Below are 15,346 nucleotides of genomic sequence, written 5' to 3' on the forward strand. Positions count from 1 at the left end.
ATCGGGTGAGGAAAGGTGCGCGCATGGCGGACGCTCATGCCGCATCAGAAGGCATTCGGCACGCGTTGGCGTGGGTATGGCGTACGTGTCGTGAATGAGAATCGCTAACCGACTTGCGCTGCCGTGCCGCGCGGAAAATAAAGCGCGAACGTCGTGCGCCCGTCGCGGCTCGCGACCTCGACCTTGCCGCGATGCAGTTCCATGATCGACTTCACGATCGCGAGCCCGAGCCCGGCGTTGCGCGCCGCGCCGTGCCGCGACGAATCGATGCGGTAGAAGCGCTCGAAGATCTTGTCGACCTGTTCGGGCGGAATCGCGGCGCCGCGATTCGTGACTTCGACGACCGCGTAGCGGCCTTGCGCGGAAACCGCCAGCTCGATCGTCGACGCGGCCTCCGCATGTTCGAGCGCATTCGACACGAGGTTGCTGACGGCGCGCCGGAACAGCGTCGCATCGGCGACGACCGGCGCTTCGCCGTGTACGTCGATCCGCACGCCGGCTTCGTCGGCCAGCGCCTGGAAATACGATGCGAGCCGGCGCAGCTCGCTACCCGCATCGAGCGCGGTGGTCTTCAGGTGCTGCCGTGCGTTATCGGTGCGCGCGAGAAACAGCATGTTCTCGATCATCCGCTGCAACCGTTCGCATTCCTCGATGTTCGAATCGATCAATGCTTCGTATTCCTCGGTCGTGCGCGCGCGCGACAGCGTGACCTGCGACGCGCTGATCACGTTGGCGAGCGGCGTGCGCATGTCATGCGCGAGATCGGACGAGAACTGCGACAGCCGCACGAACGCGCGTTCGAGGCGGTCGAGCATCCGGTTGACCGACGTCGCGAGTTCATGCAGCTCGACCGGGCCGCCGCGCGCGTCGAGCCGTGCGTTCAGGTTGTGGGCCTCGATGCGCGACGTCTGCCGGCCGAGACTCTCGACCGGGCGCAGGCCGCGCGACGCAACCGCATAGCCGAGCGCGCCGACCAGCAGCGCACCCACGGCGGCCGCGAGCCAGATGTCGACGCGATAGCTTTCGAGTAGCGACTGGCGATCGGTCGCCGTACGGGCAAGCGCGACCTGGATTGCATCGCCGGACGGCAGCGTTTCGCGTGCATAGACGCAACGCGACGTGCCGACGCCGGGCGGCGAACAGGTGAACGGCACGCTGGCTCGGCTGGCCGGATGCGGTGCGGCGATCATCGACGCCAGCGTATTGCCGGCTTCGTCGGAATGCTCGACGATCGCGCGGTTCTGCGCATCGTAGATGCCGAGATACACGCCCGGGTGCGACAGCAGCACCTCGTGAAACACGGCCGGATCGGCGCGCAGCGCGGCGATCGAGCCGCTCGCGTGTGCAAGCTGCAGGAACTGGTTGAGCTTGCCGGAAATCTCGATGTCGTCGCGCCGCGTCAGCTCGGCGGACAGTGAGCGGTACAGGTATGCGCCGGTCAGCGCGAACACGAGCGCGGCGACGACGGCGAACGCGAGCGTCAGGCGCCGCAGCAGCGAATACGCGCCGGGGCGGCGCGTCACGAGCGATCCTCGAGCACGTAGCCCATCCCACGGATCGTGTGGATCAGCTTCTTCTCGTAGGCATTGTCGATCTTCGCGCGCAGGCGCTTGATCGCCGCATCGACGACGTTCGTGTCGCTGTCGAAATTCATGTCCCAGATCTGCGACGTGATGAAGATGCGCGTCAGCACTTCCCCCTCGCGTTCGGCGAGCAACTGCAGCAGCGCGAATTCCTGCGCGGTCAGGTCGATCCGGGTGTCGGCGCGGCGCACGCGGCGGCGGATCAGGTCGACTTCGAGATCGGCGACCTGCAGGATGTCGCGCACGTTGCGCGGTGCGCGCCGCAGCAGCGAGCGGATGCGCGCGAGGAATTCGGCATACGCGAACGGCTTGAGCAGGTAGTCGTCGGCGCCCAGTTCGAGCCCGGCGACCTTGTCCTCGATCGCCTCGCGCGCCGTGAGCAGCAGCACGGGCGTCTGCTTTTGCGCGCGCAGCCGCTTGAGCACCTCGAAGCCATCCATTTCCGGCAGCATCACGTCGAGCACGACGAGATCGAAATCCTCGTGCAGCGCGAGGAACAACCCGTCCTTGCCGTTTTCCGCGACGTCGACCGTGTAGCTCGCCTCCATCAGCCCTTTCCGGAGGTACGACGCCATCTTGGGTTCGTCTTCGACTATCAGTATCCGCATGGTGGGGCAGGCTGTCCGTGATTCATCCGTGATTCCAGCCGGTCAGTGTAACGCGTGAGCTTACGGCGCCGCGCGTGCGCGAAGGATGACCGCCGGATGACGGAATTGTCATGAAACGCCGGTCATGTTTCGGCCATGTCGTCGTCACCGCGACGGCGATAAGCTGCGGCCGTCGTGTCCCCGGAGCGCGCCGTCGCGGCGCTGCGCCGGCCCATCCGGTCGTTGCCTGCGTGATTCCGCATCCATGTCGTACTGGCGCCAATTCCTCGTCGTCGTGCTGCTGGCGCTGAGCCTGCCGATCCAGTCGTTCGCGGCTGTGTCGATGGCGTGTGCGGGCGGGGGCGCGGCCATGCCGTATGCGGAAGGCGGGGCAAGTGCCGTCGAGGCAGTGCCGCATGCAATGCCGAACGCGCATGGTGGCCAGCATCAGCATCAGCACACGCACGACGATCACGCGCGACATGCACAGCCATGTTCCGCATGCGGGTCCTGCTGCCTCGGCGCCGGCATGGCGGATCTTCCCGCGATGTCCGTTGCGTCGGGTATCGGTATCGCGATCGTCGCTTTCGCTCCGACGCCGGTCGTCGTGTCGTTCCTGACCGGCGGCATCGACAGGCCGCCGCGCCGGTTTCTCGTCTAGACCCAGCCCGCGGCCCCGACCGGCCGCGCTCTGCAATCCGCTCCGGCGGCGGCGTCACGTCCGCCGGGCAACTCACGACGAGACCCATTCATGCGATTGATCATTGCGGCGCTGTTGAGCGCGGCGGCGCTCGCGCCGTCGCTCGCGCCTGCGCAAACCCCGTTGCCCGATCCGGCGGACGCCGCCGCGGCGGTGCCGGATATCACCGTGACGTCCGCATTCGACGGCTACCGGCCGTATCGGGACGACGAAGGCCCGGGCTGGAAACAACTGAATCGTGACGTGATGGAACGGCCCGCGAAGGGCCGTGCGACGGGCGGCGCGGCCGGAAGCGGCGCCGCTCATTCGAAGCACGGAGGCACCGCACAATGACGATGCTTGCGATATCGCCGAGGATCGCCGCGGCGGCGGCCGTGCTGGCTTTCCTCGCGGGCTGCACGACGTTTTCGAAGGATGGTGGCTTCGACGCGGTGTCGTCCGCCGCGTCGGCGCGCATCGGGAAAGACGCGGTCGTGGTCAGGACCGACGCCGATCGCGAAGCCGTCGACAAGCGCACGAAGGAACTGCTTGCGAAGCCGCTGTCGATGGACGACGCGGTGCAGGTCGCGCTGCTGAACAACCGCGGGCTGCAGGCTTCGTATGCGGAGCTCGGGCTGTCGGAAGCCGATCTCGTCCAGGCCGGCCGGCTGCCGAACCCGCGCTTCGCGTTCAGCCGCACCCGTGCCGGCGACGGCGAGCTGACGCTCGGCCGCACGTTCTCGGCGAACGTGTTCGCGCTGCTGACGATGCCGCTCGCGACGAACATCGAACGCCGCCGCTTCGAGCAGACCAAGCTCGAAACGGCCGACGCGATGCTGAAGGTGGCGGCCGACGCACGCCGCGCGTACGTCGAGGCCGTCGCTGCCGAGCAGGCCGCGAACTATGCGCAGCAGGTGCGCGATGCCGGGAGCGCAGCTGCCGAACTCGCGCTGCGCATGCGGCAGGCCGGCAACTTCAGCCGCCTCGATTACGCGCGTGAACAGGCGTTCCATGCCGATGCGGTCGCGCAGCACGCGAAGGCGCGCCAACAGGCCGTGGCTGCGCGCGAGAAGCTCACGCGCGCGATGGGCCTGTGGGGCGAACGCACGCAGTACGCACTGCCCGAGCGCTTGCCCGACCTGCCGAACGCGCGGCCGAACCTGCCCGATCTCGAGCGGTTCGCGATGAGCAACCGCTTCGATATCCAGGCCGCGAAGCTGCAGACGCAGGGCGTCGCGTCGTCGCTCGGCCTGAGCAAGGCGACGCGCTTCGTCAATGCGGTCGACCTCGGTTACGTGAACAACTACGAGACCGGCAAGGGGCACGAGCACGGCTACGAGATCAGCGTCGAGATCCCGCTGTTCGACTGGGGCGGCGCGAAGGTTGCGCGGGCCGAGGCCGTCTACATGCAGTCGGCGAACCGGCTCGCGAAAACCGCCATTGATGCGCGTTCCGAAGTGCGCGAGTCGTACGCGGCGTACGTGACGAGCTACGACGTCGCGACCCACTATCGCGACGAAGTCGTGCCGCTGCGCAAGACGATCTCCGACGAGCTGCTGCTGCGTTACAACGGGATGCTCGCGAGCGTGTTCGAGCTGCTCGCCGATGCGCGCGAGCAGGTCGGCGCGGTCAACGGCTACATCGATGCGCTGAAGGACTACTGGCTCGCCGAAACCGATCTGCAGATGGCCGTCGGAGGGCGGCTGCCGTCCGACGGTGCCACGCCGCGCGCGACGCCATCCACCCAACCCGAAGCCACTTCAAACGCCGACGCTGCACCGCAGCCGGCATCCACCCCCGCGGCGCAACCGGCGCCCGCGACGCAACCGCATCCGGAAGGTCATTGACATGGTGTCCCGTCGACAATTTCTCAGCGGCTCGGGCGCCGCGCTGCTGGGCGCCGCGATGGTCAGCAAGGCCGGCGCTGCGTCGCTTCCCGAAGCGCCCACGATGGCGAAAACGGCTACGCAGCCGCCGCTCATGCCGCCGAACGGCCGCCCCTACACGCCCGTCGCGACGCTGAACGGCTGGACGCTACCGTGGCGGATGAAGAACGGCTGGAAGGAATTCCACCTGACGGCCGAACCCGTCGTGCGCGAGATGGCGCCCGGCATGAACGCGAACCTGTGGGGCTACAACGGCCAGTCGCCGGGCCCGACGATCGAAGCCGTCGAAGGCGACAAGGTGCGCATCTTCGTGACCAACCGGCTGCCCGAGCACACGACGATCCACTGGCACGGGCTGCGGCTGCCGAACGGGATGGACGGCGTCGGCGGCCTCACGCAGCCGCATATCCCGCCCGGCAAGACTTTCGTCTACGAGTTCCAGCTGGAGGCGCACGGCACGTTCATGTATCACCCGCACGCCGACGAGATGGTGCAGATGGCGATGGGGATGATGGGCATGTTCATCGTGCATCCGAAGGATCGCGGCACGATGCCGGTCGATCGCGATTTCGTGTTCCTGCTCGCCGCGTACGACATCGATCCGGGCAGCTACACGCCGCGCGTGAACGAGATGACCGACTTCAACATGTGGACCTTCAACTCACGCGTGTTCCCGGGCATCGATCCGCTGCCGGTGCGCGCGGGCGACCGCGTGCGGATTCGGTTCGGCAACCTGACGATGACGAACCATCCGATCCACCTGCACGGCTACAGCTTCGAAGTCGCGGGCACCGACGGCGGCTGGATTCCGCCGGCCGCGCGCTGGCCGGAAGTGACGGCCGATGTCGCGGTGGGCCAGATGCGCGCGATCGAGTTCACCGCCGATCGCCCGGGCGACTGGGCGTTCCATTGCCACAAGTCGCATCACACGATGAATGCGATGGGCCACCAGGTGCCGAACCTGATCGGCGTGCCGCAGAAGGATCTCGCGAAACGCATCGGCAAGCTCGTGCCCGACTACATGGCGATGGGCAGCACGGGCGGCGCGATGGGCGGCATGGAGATGCCGCTGCCCGACAACACGCTGCCGATGATGACGGGCACGGGCCCGTTCGGGCCGCTGGAGATGGGCGGCATGTTCACGGTCTGCAAGGTGCGGCAGGGGCTTGGCCGTAACGACTATCGCGATCCGGGCTGGTTCAAACATCCGAAGGGGACCGTCGCATACGAGTACACCGGCGAACTGCCGGACGGCTGAGCAGCAGCATGCGGCGGCTGCGTGAATGCAGCCGCCGGTTTCGTTTCATTTATTCGGGAGTCGACACGATGAAGAAGGGACTGGTTTTGATGGCAACGGGGTGTGCACTGGTGTTTTCCGGTGCATCGTACGCAGGGGGCGACATGGCCGGCATGGACATGAGCGGCGGCGCGAAGCAGGCAGCCGCGGCGAAGCAGGACATGTCGCACGGCGAAATCCGCAAGGTCGACACGGCCGCCGGCAAGCTGACGATCAAGCACGGCCCGCTGGACAACCTCGGGATGGACGCGATGACGATGGTGTTCAAGGTGAAGGACCCGGCGATGCTGTCGCAGGTGAAAGCGGGCGACAAGATCGACTTTGTCGCGGAAGACGTGGACGGCGCGCTGACCGTCGTCGAGCTGAAGAAGCCGTGACGTGGAGTGTGCACATGAAGATCACGAACCTCACACGGCTGGTCGCGATCGTCGCGACCGGTGCGATGCTCGCCGCCGCACCGGTTGCGGCATCCGCACACGGCAAGCTGGAAAGCGCCGCACCGGCGACGGGCAGCACGGTCGACACCGCGCCCGACACGTTGCGGCTCACGTTTAACGAAGACCTCGAACCGGCGTTCAGCTCGGTGAAGGTGTCGGACGCGAACGGCAACGCCGTCACACAGGACAAAGCGAAGGTCGATGCGGCGAACCCGCGCGTGATGACGCTCGCGATGCCGAAGCTCGCGCCCGGCGCGTACACGGTGCAGTGGGCGGCGATGACGGCCGACGCGCATCGCACGAAGGGCACCTATACGTTCAGGGTGAAGGGGTGAACGACGGCTTCATCGGTCTCCTGCGGCTCGTGTCGGTGGCGATCCAGAATGCCGGGTTCGCTGTCGTCGTCGGCGCGCTGCTCGGCCGCCACTGGCTCGCGCGCGGCGCGTCGGCGTGGCAGCACGGCATCGGGCGGCGGCTCGCCGCGACGCTGCGCATCGCGTCCGCCGTATCGCTGGCCGCGAGCATCACCGCGTTCTGGGCGCACTGCGCGCTGATGAGCGAGGTGTCGTTGCTCGAAGCGGGGCCGGCCGTCTGCTCAATGCTCGCGGGTACCGGCTTCGGTCATGCGTGGCTGGCTGGCGCGGTGTTCATGCTCATCGTTGTGGCGCTGTCGTTTGTCCGGCGCGCGAACGACACGCGCTTGCCGTTCGCGATGTGGGCCGCGCTTGCCTGCGTCGCGCTCGCGCGCAGCAACGGTGGGCATCCGGTGGATGCCGGCTTGTTCAGCGTGCCGGTGTGGATCGACTGGCTGCATCTGCTGGCGATCAGCGCGTGGGTCGGGCTCGTGCTCGTGACGGCATTTGGCGTGATGCCGAGGCTTGTCGCGATGCCCGCAAGCGAACGTACGACCGGCGCATCGTTCGTGCAGTCGCTGTCCGATGCGTCGACCTACGCATTGATCGTGCTGTTCGCGACCGGCGCGTACAACGGCTGGCGCGGCGTCGATACGCCCGCCAATCTGCTTGCGTCGGCGTACGGGCAGATCCTGCTGCTGAAGCTCGCGCTCGTGCTGACTGCGGCGGCGCTCGGCGGGCACAACCGCTTCTTCGGGATGCCGACGTTGCTGGCTGCATTGAAGGATCCGGCCGCCGCGATCCCGGTTGGCTCGCTGAAACGGTTCGGCACAGTGTTGCGGATCGAGGCGCTAGTGCTCGGCGGCGTGCTGACGGTCGCGGCCGTGCTCGTGTCGAGCGCATTGCCGGGCACGGTGTAGCGCGACGGCGCGGAGCCGCGGCAGCGAAGGCCCGCGGGGGAATCGCCTCGTGCATGGCGGATTTTCATCAGACGATTTCCCCGCTTTTCCAGGCGTAAACGCACGCTCGACGGCGATCGCGGCGTGATAACGACAATTACATCCGCCTGTCTTTCAATTACCAAAAACTGTCATTGAGCGCCGCTAAGCTTTCGCCACCCTCACAACCGGGATTCCCCGTCATGCGCTCGACAATCCGTCTCATTACCCCGCTATTGCTGCTTCCGACGCTCGCCGCGCCGGTTTTCGCCGCCGCTGCCGCGCCCGTCAGCCCGAACTGCGGCGGCAGCACGACGCCGATCGCCGATATCCAGGGTCCGGGCGCGCCGTCGCCGCTCGCCGGCCAGAACGTGTCGATCGAAGCGGTCGTCACCGCCGATTTCGGCGGCACGGACGGCTTCGGCGGCTTCTTCGTCCAGCAGGCCGACGCGCAGCGCCGCAACCAGCCGGGCGTGTCCGAAGGCCTGTTCGTCTACGCGCCGAAGGTGCGGGCGAAAGCGGGCGACCTCGTGCACGTGACGGGCAAGGTCGAGGAGAAGTACGGCCAGACGCAGCTCACGCAGTCGGGTGCGATCGCGGTGTGCGCGAATGGCCAGACGGTCACGCCCGCGACGCTCACGCTGCCGGTCGACAGCCCGAACGCGTTTGCCGCGTATGAAGGGATGCTGGTGCGCTTGCCGCAGACGCTGAACGTCACCGACAACTACGAGCTTGGCCGCTACGGCAGCGTGATGCTCAGCAACGGCCGCCTGCGCACGCCGACGAGCGTCGTGCCGCCCGCGCAAGCGCAGACGCAGATCGATGCGAACGCACGCAACCGCCTGATCCTCGACGACGGCTCGAACAAGCAGAACCCCGCGACCGTGCCGTATCCGGCGCCGGGCCTGTCGGCCGCGAACACGCTGCGCGCGGGCTACACGGTGCGCGACGTCGAAGGCGTACTCGAAGTGCGCTACGGCGCATGGCGCGTGCAGCCGCTGCCGGGCGCCGCCGTGCCGGCATTCGACGCGCGGCCGAACCCGCGCACCAATGCCCCGGCGCGTGATCCGAAATCGAACCTGCGCGTGGCGTCGTTCAACGTCCTGAACTACTTCAACGGCAACGGTCTCGGCGGCGGCTTCGACGATCCGAACAACCGCGGCGCGAAGAACTTCCAGGAATTCCAGCGCCAGGAAGCGAAGATCGTCAGCGCGCTGAAGGCGATCGACGCCGACGTGATCGGCCTGATGGAAATCCAGAACAACGGCTACGGCGAACTGAGCGCCGTGCGCCAGCTCGCGGCGAAGCTCGGCAACCAGTGGCGCGTCGTCGATCCGGGCGTGTCGCGCCTCGGCGGCGATGCGATCACGGTCGCGATGATCTACGACAGCCGCAAGGTCGAACCGGTCGGCCGCGCGGCGACGCTCGCGATCGACGACAAGAACCGCCAGCCGCTCGCGCAGTCGTTCCGGCTGATCAACGGCAACAAGCAGTCGCTGACGGTCGCCGTGAACCACCTGAAGTCGAAGAACTGCCCGGACGCCGCGAACGACGATCTCGACCAGGGTGACGGCCAGGGCTGCTGGAACCCGACGCGCACGCGCGCGGCGGCGAAGGTGGCCGACTGGCTTGCCGGCAACCCGACGGGTGTCGCAGGCCAGGGCGTGCTGCTGATCGGCGACTTCAACAGCTACACGTACGAAGACCCGATCCGCACGCTCGAATCGCGCGGCTACCGCAACCTCGTCGCGCGCTGGATCGGCGCGAATGCGTACAGCTACGTGTACAACGGCGAAGCCGGCTATCTCGATCACGCGCTCGCGACGCTGCCGCTCGCATCGCACGTGAAGGCCGTGCACGAATGGCACATCAACGCGGACGAGCCGCTCGCGCTGCAGTACACGCTCGCGTACAAGTCGGCCGAGCAGCAGAAGACGTTCTACGCACCGGATGCGTATCGCTCGTCGGATCACGATCCGGTGCTGATCGATATCGCGCTGCCGGGCGGCGGGAAGTAATGGCGGATTGAATGCGGAAGAAGCGCGGCGTGCGGCGAGGCTGCATGTCGCGCTTCATCCCGACCGGAAGGGCCGGCAGGAGAAAGGGTAAATAATTCCGCTGATTTTTTGAGAATTGGAGAAATCGGTATTTTATGGATGACGTGGTGCGGATAAGCGCATCGATTGAAGAATGGTTGAAGCGACTTGAATCATTGAGTGGCGGTTCTTGCGTGCCGTCATGCTGAATTAATCGATCCCGGATAATTAAAATGAAAGAATAATTCCGGTGATCTGAAGGCTTTCGAGGCGCAGCATCAACACCGGCAAAGGATTGCCGGTTGTGCGACAAAGGCGGCGGATTCTACGAATTATTGTCGATAGCGCACGCAATGCACGAATAATCGCGCTTTCTTTCAATTGCCAGACACTGTCCGCCGTTAGCATCATTGCGGGATTTTTAATATCCGAATGATCTTTGACAACGCGGCGCAGCACCGCCTATTTTTGTGTTGTCGTAAATTTGGGTCATATAAAAGTTGTCCAAACTGCAGGGGGCGTCCGAGCACCATTCTCGCCAGCAGTTTGCTGTGTCTGTATCAAGTTCAGTCTCTTAGAAGTCCAATCCCCAACCGCCGACTGCCGACCGTGCAACGCGAGTGGCGGGTCGGCCTGCGCGTTTCGCAGGCGTTGGCGGCCTTTGTGAAGCGGTATCCGAATCAAAGGACAGAGATGAAACCAGACAGGAGCTGTACCGGCAGCCGCCGTGGCCGTCACGGCCGGTTGACCGGGCTAGGTGCATTGACCGTCATGACACTGGCGCTCGCGGCATGCGGCGGCGACGATTCGTCGTCCGTCGGTGCGTCGAGCCTCGCGCAGGCCACCGCCAGCCAGCAGGCCAGCGCACAACAAGCGGCCGGCCAGACGCCGGCCAACCAGCCGTACGTCGACCCGGTTGCGTATTCGATGAATGCAACCGATGGCCTGGCCCCCGGGCAGGTGTCCGAGAAAGCCGCCGTCATGCGTTACCAGTGGAAAAACGGCGGCACGACCGTCAACTACACGACGACCACCGGCCACCTGACCGCGCAGGACGCGAACGGCAACGCGGAAGCGTCGATGTCGTATGTCGCGTACACCGCGCCGAGCACGAACGGCAAGCCGCGCCCCGTCACGTTCGTCTATAACGGCGGCCCCGGCTCGTCGTCGATCTGGCTGCGGCTCGGCTCGTTCGCGCCGACCCGCGTGGCCACGCCCGATCCGCTGTTCGGCAGCAACTGGCCGAACTATCCGCTCGTCGACAACGCCGAAAGCCTGATCGACACCACCGACCTCGTGTTCATCGACCCGCCCGGCACCGGGCTGTCGGAAGCCGTGTTGCCGAACACCAACCAGAAGTACTGGGGTTCCGACGCGGACGTGAACATCATGCGCGACTTCATCCAGCGCTACCTGAACGTCAACAGCCGCGGCACGTCGCCGATCTACCTGTACGGCGAGTCGTATGGCACGCCGCGTACCGACATGCTCGCGCTGGCGCTCGAATCGGCCGGCGTGCACCTGACGGGCATCGTGCTGCAGTCGGCGATCCTGAACTACTTCGCGGATGCGGTGGAAGCCGTCGCGATCACGCAGTCGACGGAGGGGCTGCTGCTCGAAACCGATACCGTGGCCGGCTACCTGCCGGGCTATGCGGCGGTCGCGGCGTACTTCAACCAGGTGTCGCCGGCACCGGTGAACCCCGATCTGTACGCACTGCAGACGGAACTGTTCACGACGCTGATCTACAACCAGCTGCAGAAGTACTCGCAGTCGTGGGTGTTGAGCCAGCTCGGCATTCCGGATGCGCTCGGCACGCCGGTGTTCCCGAGCGATGCGACGCTCAAGCTGTGGTCGATCCCGTCGAGCCTCACGCAACAGGCGCTGCGCGGCTACTTCAACGCGAATCCGTTCGGCACGAGCCTGCTGCCCGGGACGACGATCGGCCGGTATGACGGACGCGTGTCGTTGCCGAATTCCGATCCGCGCCTGCAGAACGACGGCGACCCGTCCGACATCCTGATTTCGCAGCCGTTCACGAACGCGCTCGCGACGCAGATGCCGGATTACCTCGGCTACACCGCACCGAACGCGACGTACCTGCCGCTGAACGACAACATCATCGGCGTCTGGGACTTCACGCACGACGGCCAGCCGATGCCCGACACGATCCCCGATCTGCTCGGTGCGCTGCAGCTCAACCCGAAGCTTCGCGTGCTCGCGGAGAACGGCTTCCACGATCTCGCGACGCCGTTCTTCAATACCGAGAAGCAACTCGCGCGGCTGCAGACGGTGAAGGGCCTGAATCCGAAGCTGCAGGTGAACTTCTTCCAGGGCGGCCACATGACCTACCTGGACGACGTCGCCCGTCCGCAGATGAAGCGGGACCTGAAGACGTTCTACAAGGGTGCGCGGATTCCGACGGCGCTCACGCTGCACATGCTGCCGCCGCCGTGGCCGGACGAAAACCCGCCGAGCGTACCGACCGGCAGCGTCCCGGGCGCAACCGCCGGGACGACGCTGGCAGCGGCCCCGTGAGCGACCCTGAGCGACGGACTCCTTGTCAAAGGAACCCTCTATTCATCCATTGAATGCGAGTGATCATGTCCCTAATCAAATTGATGCGGCGTATGTCTCCGTTGATCGTCCTCGGTGCCGTGATGAGCAGTGCCTACGCGTTGCCGCCGCAGGCGGTGGCGCCGGTGAAGCTGCCGCACGGCGGGCGCGGTGTCGACGGTCCGTTCTTTCCTGCCACGAAAGCGGCGCCGGTGTTGCCATCGACCGGCGCGACACTGCAGCAGCAGGCGCAGCAGCGTGTCGATGCGCGCCTCGGCGCCAATACGGTGCTGAGCAACGGCGCGGCCGTGACGAAGGCGCAGGCGCAGAGCAGCGGTCTCGGCTTCGTGTCGAAGCACTTCGACGAGATCGATGCGAAGCACACCGGCCGTGTGACGATGAGCGATGTGCGGCAGTTCATCCAGCAGCGGCAGGTGCAGGCGCAGCAGGAACAGCAGGACGAGTGACGTAGCAGGCAGGGCGGCGGCCGGTGCGGACGCCTTCGCACCGGCCGCCGGAAGGTGAACGACAGCGTGAACGACAGGCGCTAGAGGGCCTGGCGCGCGTAGCGCTTCGCGGTGGCCGACGGCAGTTCGCCGAACATCGCGCGATAGTCCTGCGCAAAACTGCTCAGGTGCCAGAAGCCCCATTTGGTGGCGGCGGACGTCACGGAGTCGCCGAGCCGAAGCTCGCGGCGCACGTGATTCAGCCGTACGGCGCGCAAGTAAGCGATCGGGTTCAGGTTCAACGTGTCCTGGAACGCGTATTGCGCGGTGCGCCGGCTGACGCCGAGCGCCACGCACAGCTCGGCGATCGACAGCGGGCAGGTCGATGCATCCTGAAGCCGCTCCCGCACCGCGTTGACCAGCGACCAGTACTTCGTCGGGCGCACGATCTGCGCGCCGGCGTCCGGCGTGGCGGCCGTCATCACTTCCGAGATCGCATACAGCACGGTGCGTTCGAGCAGCTCGATCCTGTCCTGCGTCGTCACGTCGTCGATGCGCGTGGTGTTGACGGCGGCGGCCAGTGTCTGGCGCAGCAGGTCGCGCAGATGGTCTGCCACACCAGTCGCCATCGGGATCACCGGCGCGTGGGTTTGGGCGCGCAGCGACGTGGCCACCGTGCGCAGCGCCTGCGTCGACAGTTTCTCCGGCTCGATTTCGACGTTCACGAGCAGATGGCGGTCGGGCGAATAGAACTCGAATGCCGGCTGGCTCGAGAACACATGCAGGCTGTCGCGCCCGCTCTTCTCGCCGCACAGGCGCGCGTGGCCTTCCAGTTCCAGCGGCACGGCCACGGCGATCCGCTCCATCGGCACCGCGCCTTGCTGCAGGATGACCTTGTCGAGATCCTCGACCAGCAGCTTGATGCCGCCCAGCGACATGATCGACGACGAGCCGTGAAACCGCCCGCCGGAGATCTGCGTGTAGTTCATGTTCCAGCCGTCGAACGCGCGCGCCTGTTCCTCCACGTCTGTGAACGCGCAGAACGCGACCGTTCGCGCGAACAGCGGGTCGCCGGAGAAATCGCTCGGGTGGGCAGACGGCGTCATCGAGGGCGGAGGGCGGGAACGGGCGGGCCGGATCGATTCATTGTAGCCGCTCGCCGCGCCGGTCAAAAAGCGCCGGCCCGGTGTCGCCTCGCCAAAACCCTGACTTGCCGAAATCCGATAGTCGAAAACCTTTCGGCACCCTATCTTTGGCACCAATACGACGCTGGAGAGACGGTGATGGAACTTCCCCGTGGCGGATTCTGGAGAAACTGGGTCGGCAATCAGTCGTGCGTGGCCGCACACCTGGCGTCGCCGACCAGCGAGTCCGAGATCGCGGCACTGGTGCATGCCGCGACGCGGCAAGGCAAGCACGTGCGGTGCGCGGGGTCGGGGCACTCGTTCACGCCCGTCGTCGCCACCAGCGGCCTGCTGCTGTCGCTGCAGGACTACCAGGGCATCGTGGATGTCGACGAAGCGCGCAAGCGCGTGACCGTGAAGGCCGGCACCAAAATCAATGCGGTGACGCGCCGCCTGAAGGAACTCGGCCTGTCGCTCGTCAACCAGGGCGACATCGATTCGCAGGCGATTGCCGGCGCGCTGGCCACCGGCACGCACGGCACGGGTACGACGCTGGGCAACCTGTCGTCGCAGGTCGTCGGGATGCGCATCGTGCGCCCGGACGGCTCGATCATGAAGGTAAGCGACCGGCAGGACCTCGACCTGCTGCATGCGACGCAGGTGAACATCGGGATGTTCGGCGTGGTGTCGGAGATCACGCTGCAGGTGACCGATGCGTTCTGGCTGCACGACCGCGTGTGGCGCGAGGACTTCGACGCGCTGATGGAGCAGTACGACGACCTGGCCGCGAAGCACCGGCATTTCGGCTTCTTCTGGTGCCCGGCGTCGGCCAGCCGCGATCTCTACTGCCTGCCCGACACGACGAAGGTGTCGAACTCGAAGAAGGACTACGACGTGTGCGAGATCAAGGTGATGGATGTCACCGACGCGCGCACGTTCCATGAAGGCGAGCACGAGAAGATCGCCTACAGCTCCGAGGTGTACGCGATCCACTACGTGCCGAACTTCCACGAACTCGAGTACGCGGTGCCCGCGCAACACGGCAAGGAAGCGCTGCGCCGGGTGCGCGAGCTGATCCTCACGAAACACCGCGACTGCATTTTCCCGGTCGAGTACCGCTTCACGAAGGGCGATCCGGCGTGGATCAGCCCGTTCAATCACCAGGACAGCGTCACCATTTCATGCTCGGGCGGCCCGAACGGCGTCGACTACTGGCCGTTCCTGAAGGACGTCGACACGATCCTGCGCGACTACGGCTCGCGGCCGCACTGGGGCAAGCTGCATTTCACGAACCGCGAGGACGTCGATCGCTGGTTCCCCAAGGCCGAAGCGTTCCGCGCGCTGCGCCGCAGCGTGGACCCCGAAGGCTACTTCCTCAACGATCACCTGCGGACGCTGTTCAGTTGAGCAGACCGAACGAACCA

Annotated in this window: 15 protein-coding genes; 11 read left to right on the top strand and 4 right to left on the bottom strand. The window is 66.1% G+C overall.

What is annotated here, in order from left to right; translation table 11 throughout:
- Positions 1–104: 104 nt before the first annotated feature.
- The gene (locus tag CFB50_RS20300) at positions 105–1,523 is read right to left on the bottom strand and encodes a heavy metal sensor histidine kinase (protein ID WP_089447008.1); all 1,419 of its coding nucleotides are present in this window, start codon (positions 1,521–1,523) and stop codon (positions 105–107) included.
- Complete coding sequence (locus tag CFB50_RS20305; RefSeq protein ID WP_089447009.1) at positions 1,520–2,191, bottom strand: heavy metal response regulator transcription factor; 672 nt, start codon at positions 2,189–2,191, stop codon at positions 1,520–1,522. Before CFB50_RS20305 ends, CFB50_RS20300 begins: the two co-directional genes overlap by 4 nt.
- A 244-nt stretch (positions 2,192–2,435) precedes the next feature.
- On the opposite strand from CFB50_RS20305, the gene CFB50_RS20310 reads away from it, so the two are divergent.
- The 8 genes from CFB50_RS20310 to CFB50_RS20345 all read left to right on the top strand — a co-directional run bounded on the left by CFB50_RS20310 (position 2,436) and on the right by CFB50_RS20345 (position 9,778).
- On the top strand, positions 2,436–2,831 hold the full coding sequence (locus CFB50_RS20310; RefSeq protein WP_089447010.1) for a DUF2946 family protein: 396 nt from the start codon (positions 2,436–2,438) through the stop codon (positions 2,829–2,831).
- 90 nt (positions 2,832–2,921) lie between these two features.
- Positions 2,922–3,203 carry a hypothetical protein gene (locus tag CFB50_RS20315; RefSeq protein ID WP_089447011.1) on the top strand — a complete coding sequence of 94 codons (282 nt, stop codon included), beginning with the start codon at positions 2,922–2,924 and terminating at the stop codon, positions 3,201–3,203.
- The gene (locus CFB50_RS20320; RefSeq protein ID WP_089447012.1) at positions 3,200–4,696 is read left to right on the top strand and encodes a TolC family protein; all 1,497 of its coding nucleotides are present in this window, start codon (positions 3,200–3,202) and stop codon (positions 4,694–4,696) included. The genes CFB50_RS20315 and CFB50_RS20320 overlap by 4 nt, the downstream gene beginning before the upstream one ends.
- Position 4,697: 1 nt before the next feature.
- Complete coding sequence (locus CFB50_RS20325) at positions 4,698–5,993, top strand: multicopper oxidase family protein (RefSeq protein ID WP_089447013.1); 1,296 nt, start codon at positions 4,698–4,700, stop codon at positions 5,991–5,993.
- 68 nt (positions 5,994–6,061) lie between these two features.
- The gene (locus CFB50_RS20330; protein ID WP_089448376.1) at positions 6,062–6,409 is read left to right on the top strand and encodes a copper-binding protein; all 348 of its coding nucleotides are present in this window, start codon (positions 6,062–6,064) and stop codon (positions 6,407–6,409) included.
- 14 nt (positions 6,410–6,423) lie between these two features.
- Positions 6,424–6,804 carry a copper homeostasis periplasmic binding protein CopC gene (copC, locus tag CFB50_RS20335; protein WP_089447014.1) on the top strand — a complete coding sequence of 127 codons (381 nt, stop codon included), beginning with the start codon at positions 6,424–6,426 and terminating at the stop codon, positions 6,802–6,804.
- The gene (locus CFB50_RS20340; protein WP_089447015.1) at positions 6,801–7,742 is read left to right on the top strand and encodes a CopD family protein; all 942 of its coding nucleotides are present in this window, start codon (positions 6,801–6,803) and stop codon (positions 7,740–7,742) included. Before copC ends, CFB50_RS20340 begins: the two co-directional genes overlap by 4 nt.
- Before the next feature lie 221 nt (positions 7,743–7,963).
- Positions 7,964–9,778, top strand: coding sequence for an ExeM/NucH family extracellular endonuclease (locus CFB50_RS20345; RefSeq protein ID WP_089447016.1), 1,815 nt, complete (start codon positions 7,964–7,966; stop codon positions 9,776–9,778).
- A gap of 246 nt (positions 9,779–10,024) precedes the next feature.
- Here CFB50_RS20345 and CFB50_RS20350 read toward each other — a convergent pair whose 3' ends face one another.
- Positions 10,025–10,255, bottom strand: coding sequence for a hypothetical protein (locus tag CFB50_RS20350; protein WP_256979163.1), 231 nt, complete (start codon positions 10,253–10,255; stop codon positions 10,025–10,027).
- 234 nt (positions 10,256–10,489) lie between these two features.
- On the opposite strand from CFB50_RS20350, the gene CFB50_RS20360 reads away from it, so the two are divergent.
- Complete coding sequence (locus CFB50_RS20360) at positions 10,490–12,334, top strand: S10 family serine carboxypeptidase-like protein (protein WP_089447017.1); 1,845 nt, start codon at positions 10,490–10,492, stop codon at positions 12,332–12,334.
- 53 nt (positions 12,335–12,387) lie between these two features.
- The gene (locus CFB50_RS20365; RefSeq protein ID WP_069250688.1) at positions 12,388–12,819 is read left to right on the top strand and encodes a 2-oxoglutarate dehydrogenase; all 432 of its coding nucleotides are present in this window, start codon (positions 12,388–12,390) and stop codon (positions 12,817–12,819) included.
- Positions 12,820–12,899: 80 nt separating this feature from the next.
- On the opposite strand, the gene CFB50_RS20370 is transcribed toward CFB50_RS20365, so the two are convergent.
- A complete protein-coding gene (locus tag CFB50_RS20370) occupies positions 12,900–13,904 on the bottom strand; it encodes a helix-turn-helix domain-containing protein (RefSeq protein ID WP_089447018.1) in 1,005 nt (334 codons plus the stop codon).
- Positions 13,905–14,081: 177 nt separating this feature from the next.
- Here CFB50_RS20370 and CFB50_RS20375 point away from each other — a divergent pair, with 177 nt between their 5' ends.
- The gene (locus CFB50_RS20375) at positions 14,082–15,329 is read left to right on the top strand and encodes a D-arabinono-1,4-lactone oxidase (protein WP_089447019.1); all 1,248 of its coding nucleotides are present in this window, start codon (positions 14,082–14,084) and stop codon (positions 15,327–15,329) included.
- The last annotated feature ends 17 nt before the right edge of the window (positions 15,330–15,346 follow it).

This window comes from Burkholderia sp. AU33423 (assembly GCF_002223135.1).
GTDB classification, from domain to species: domain Bacteria; phylum Pseudomonadota; class Gammaproteobacteria; order Burkholderiales; family Burkholderiaceae; genus Burkholderia; species Burkholderia lata_D.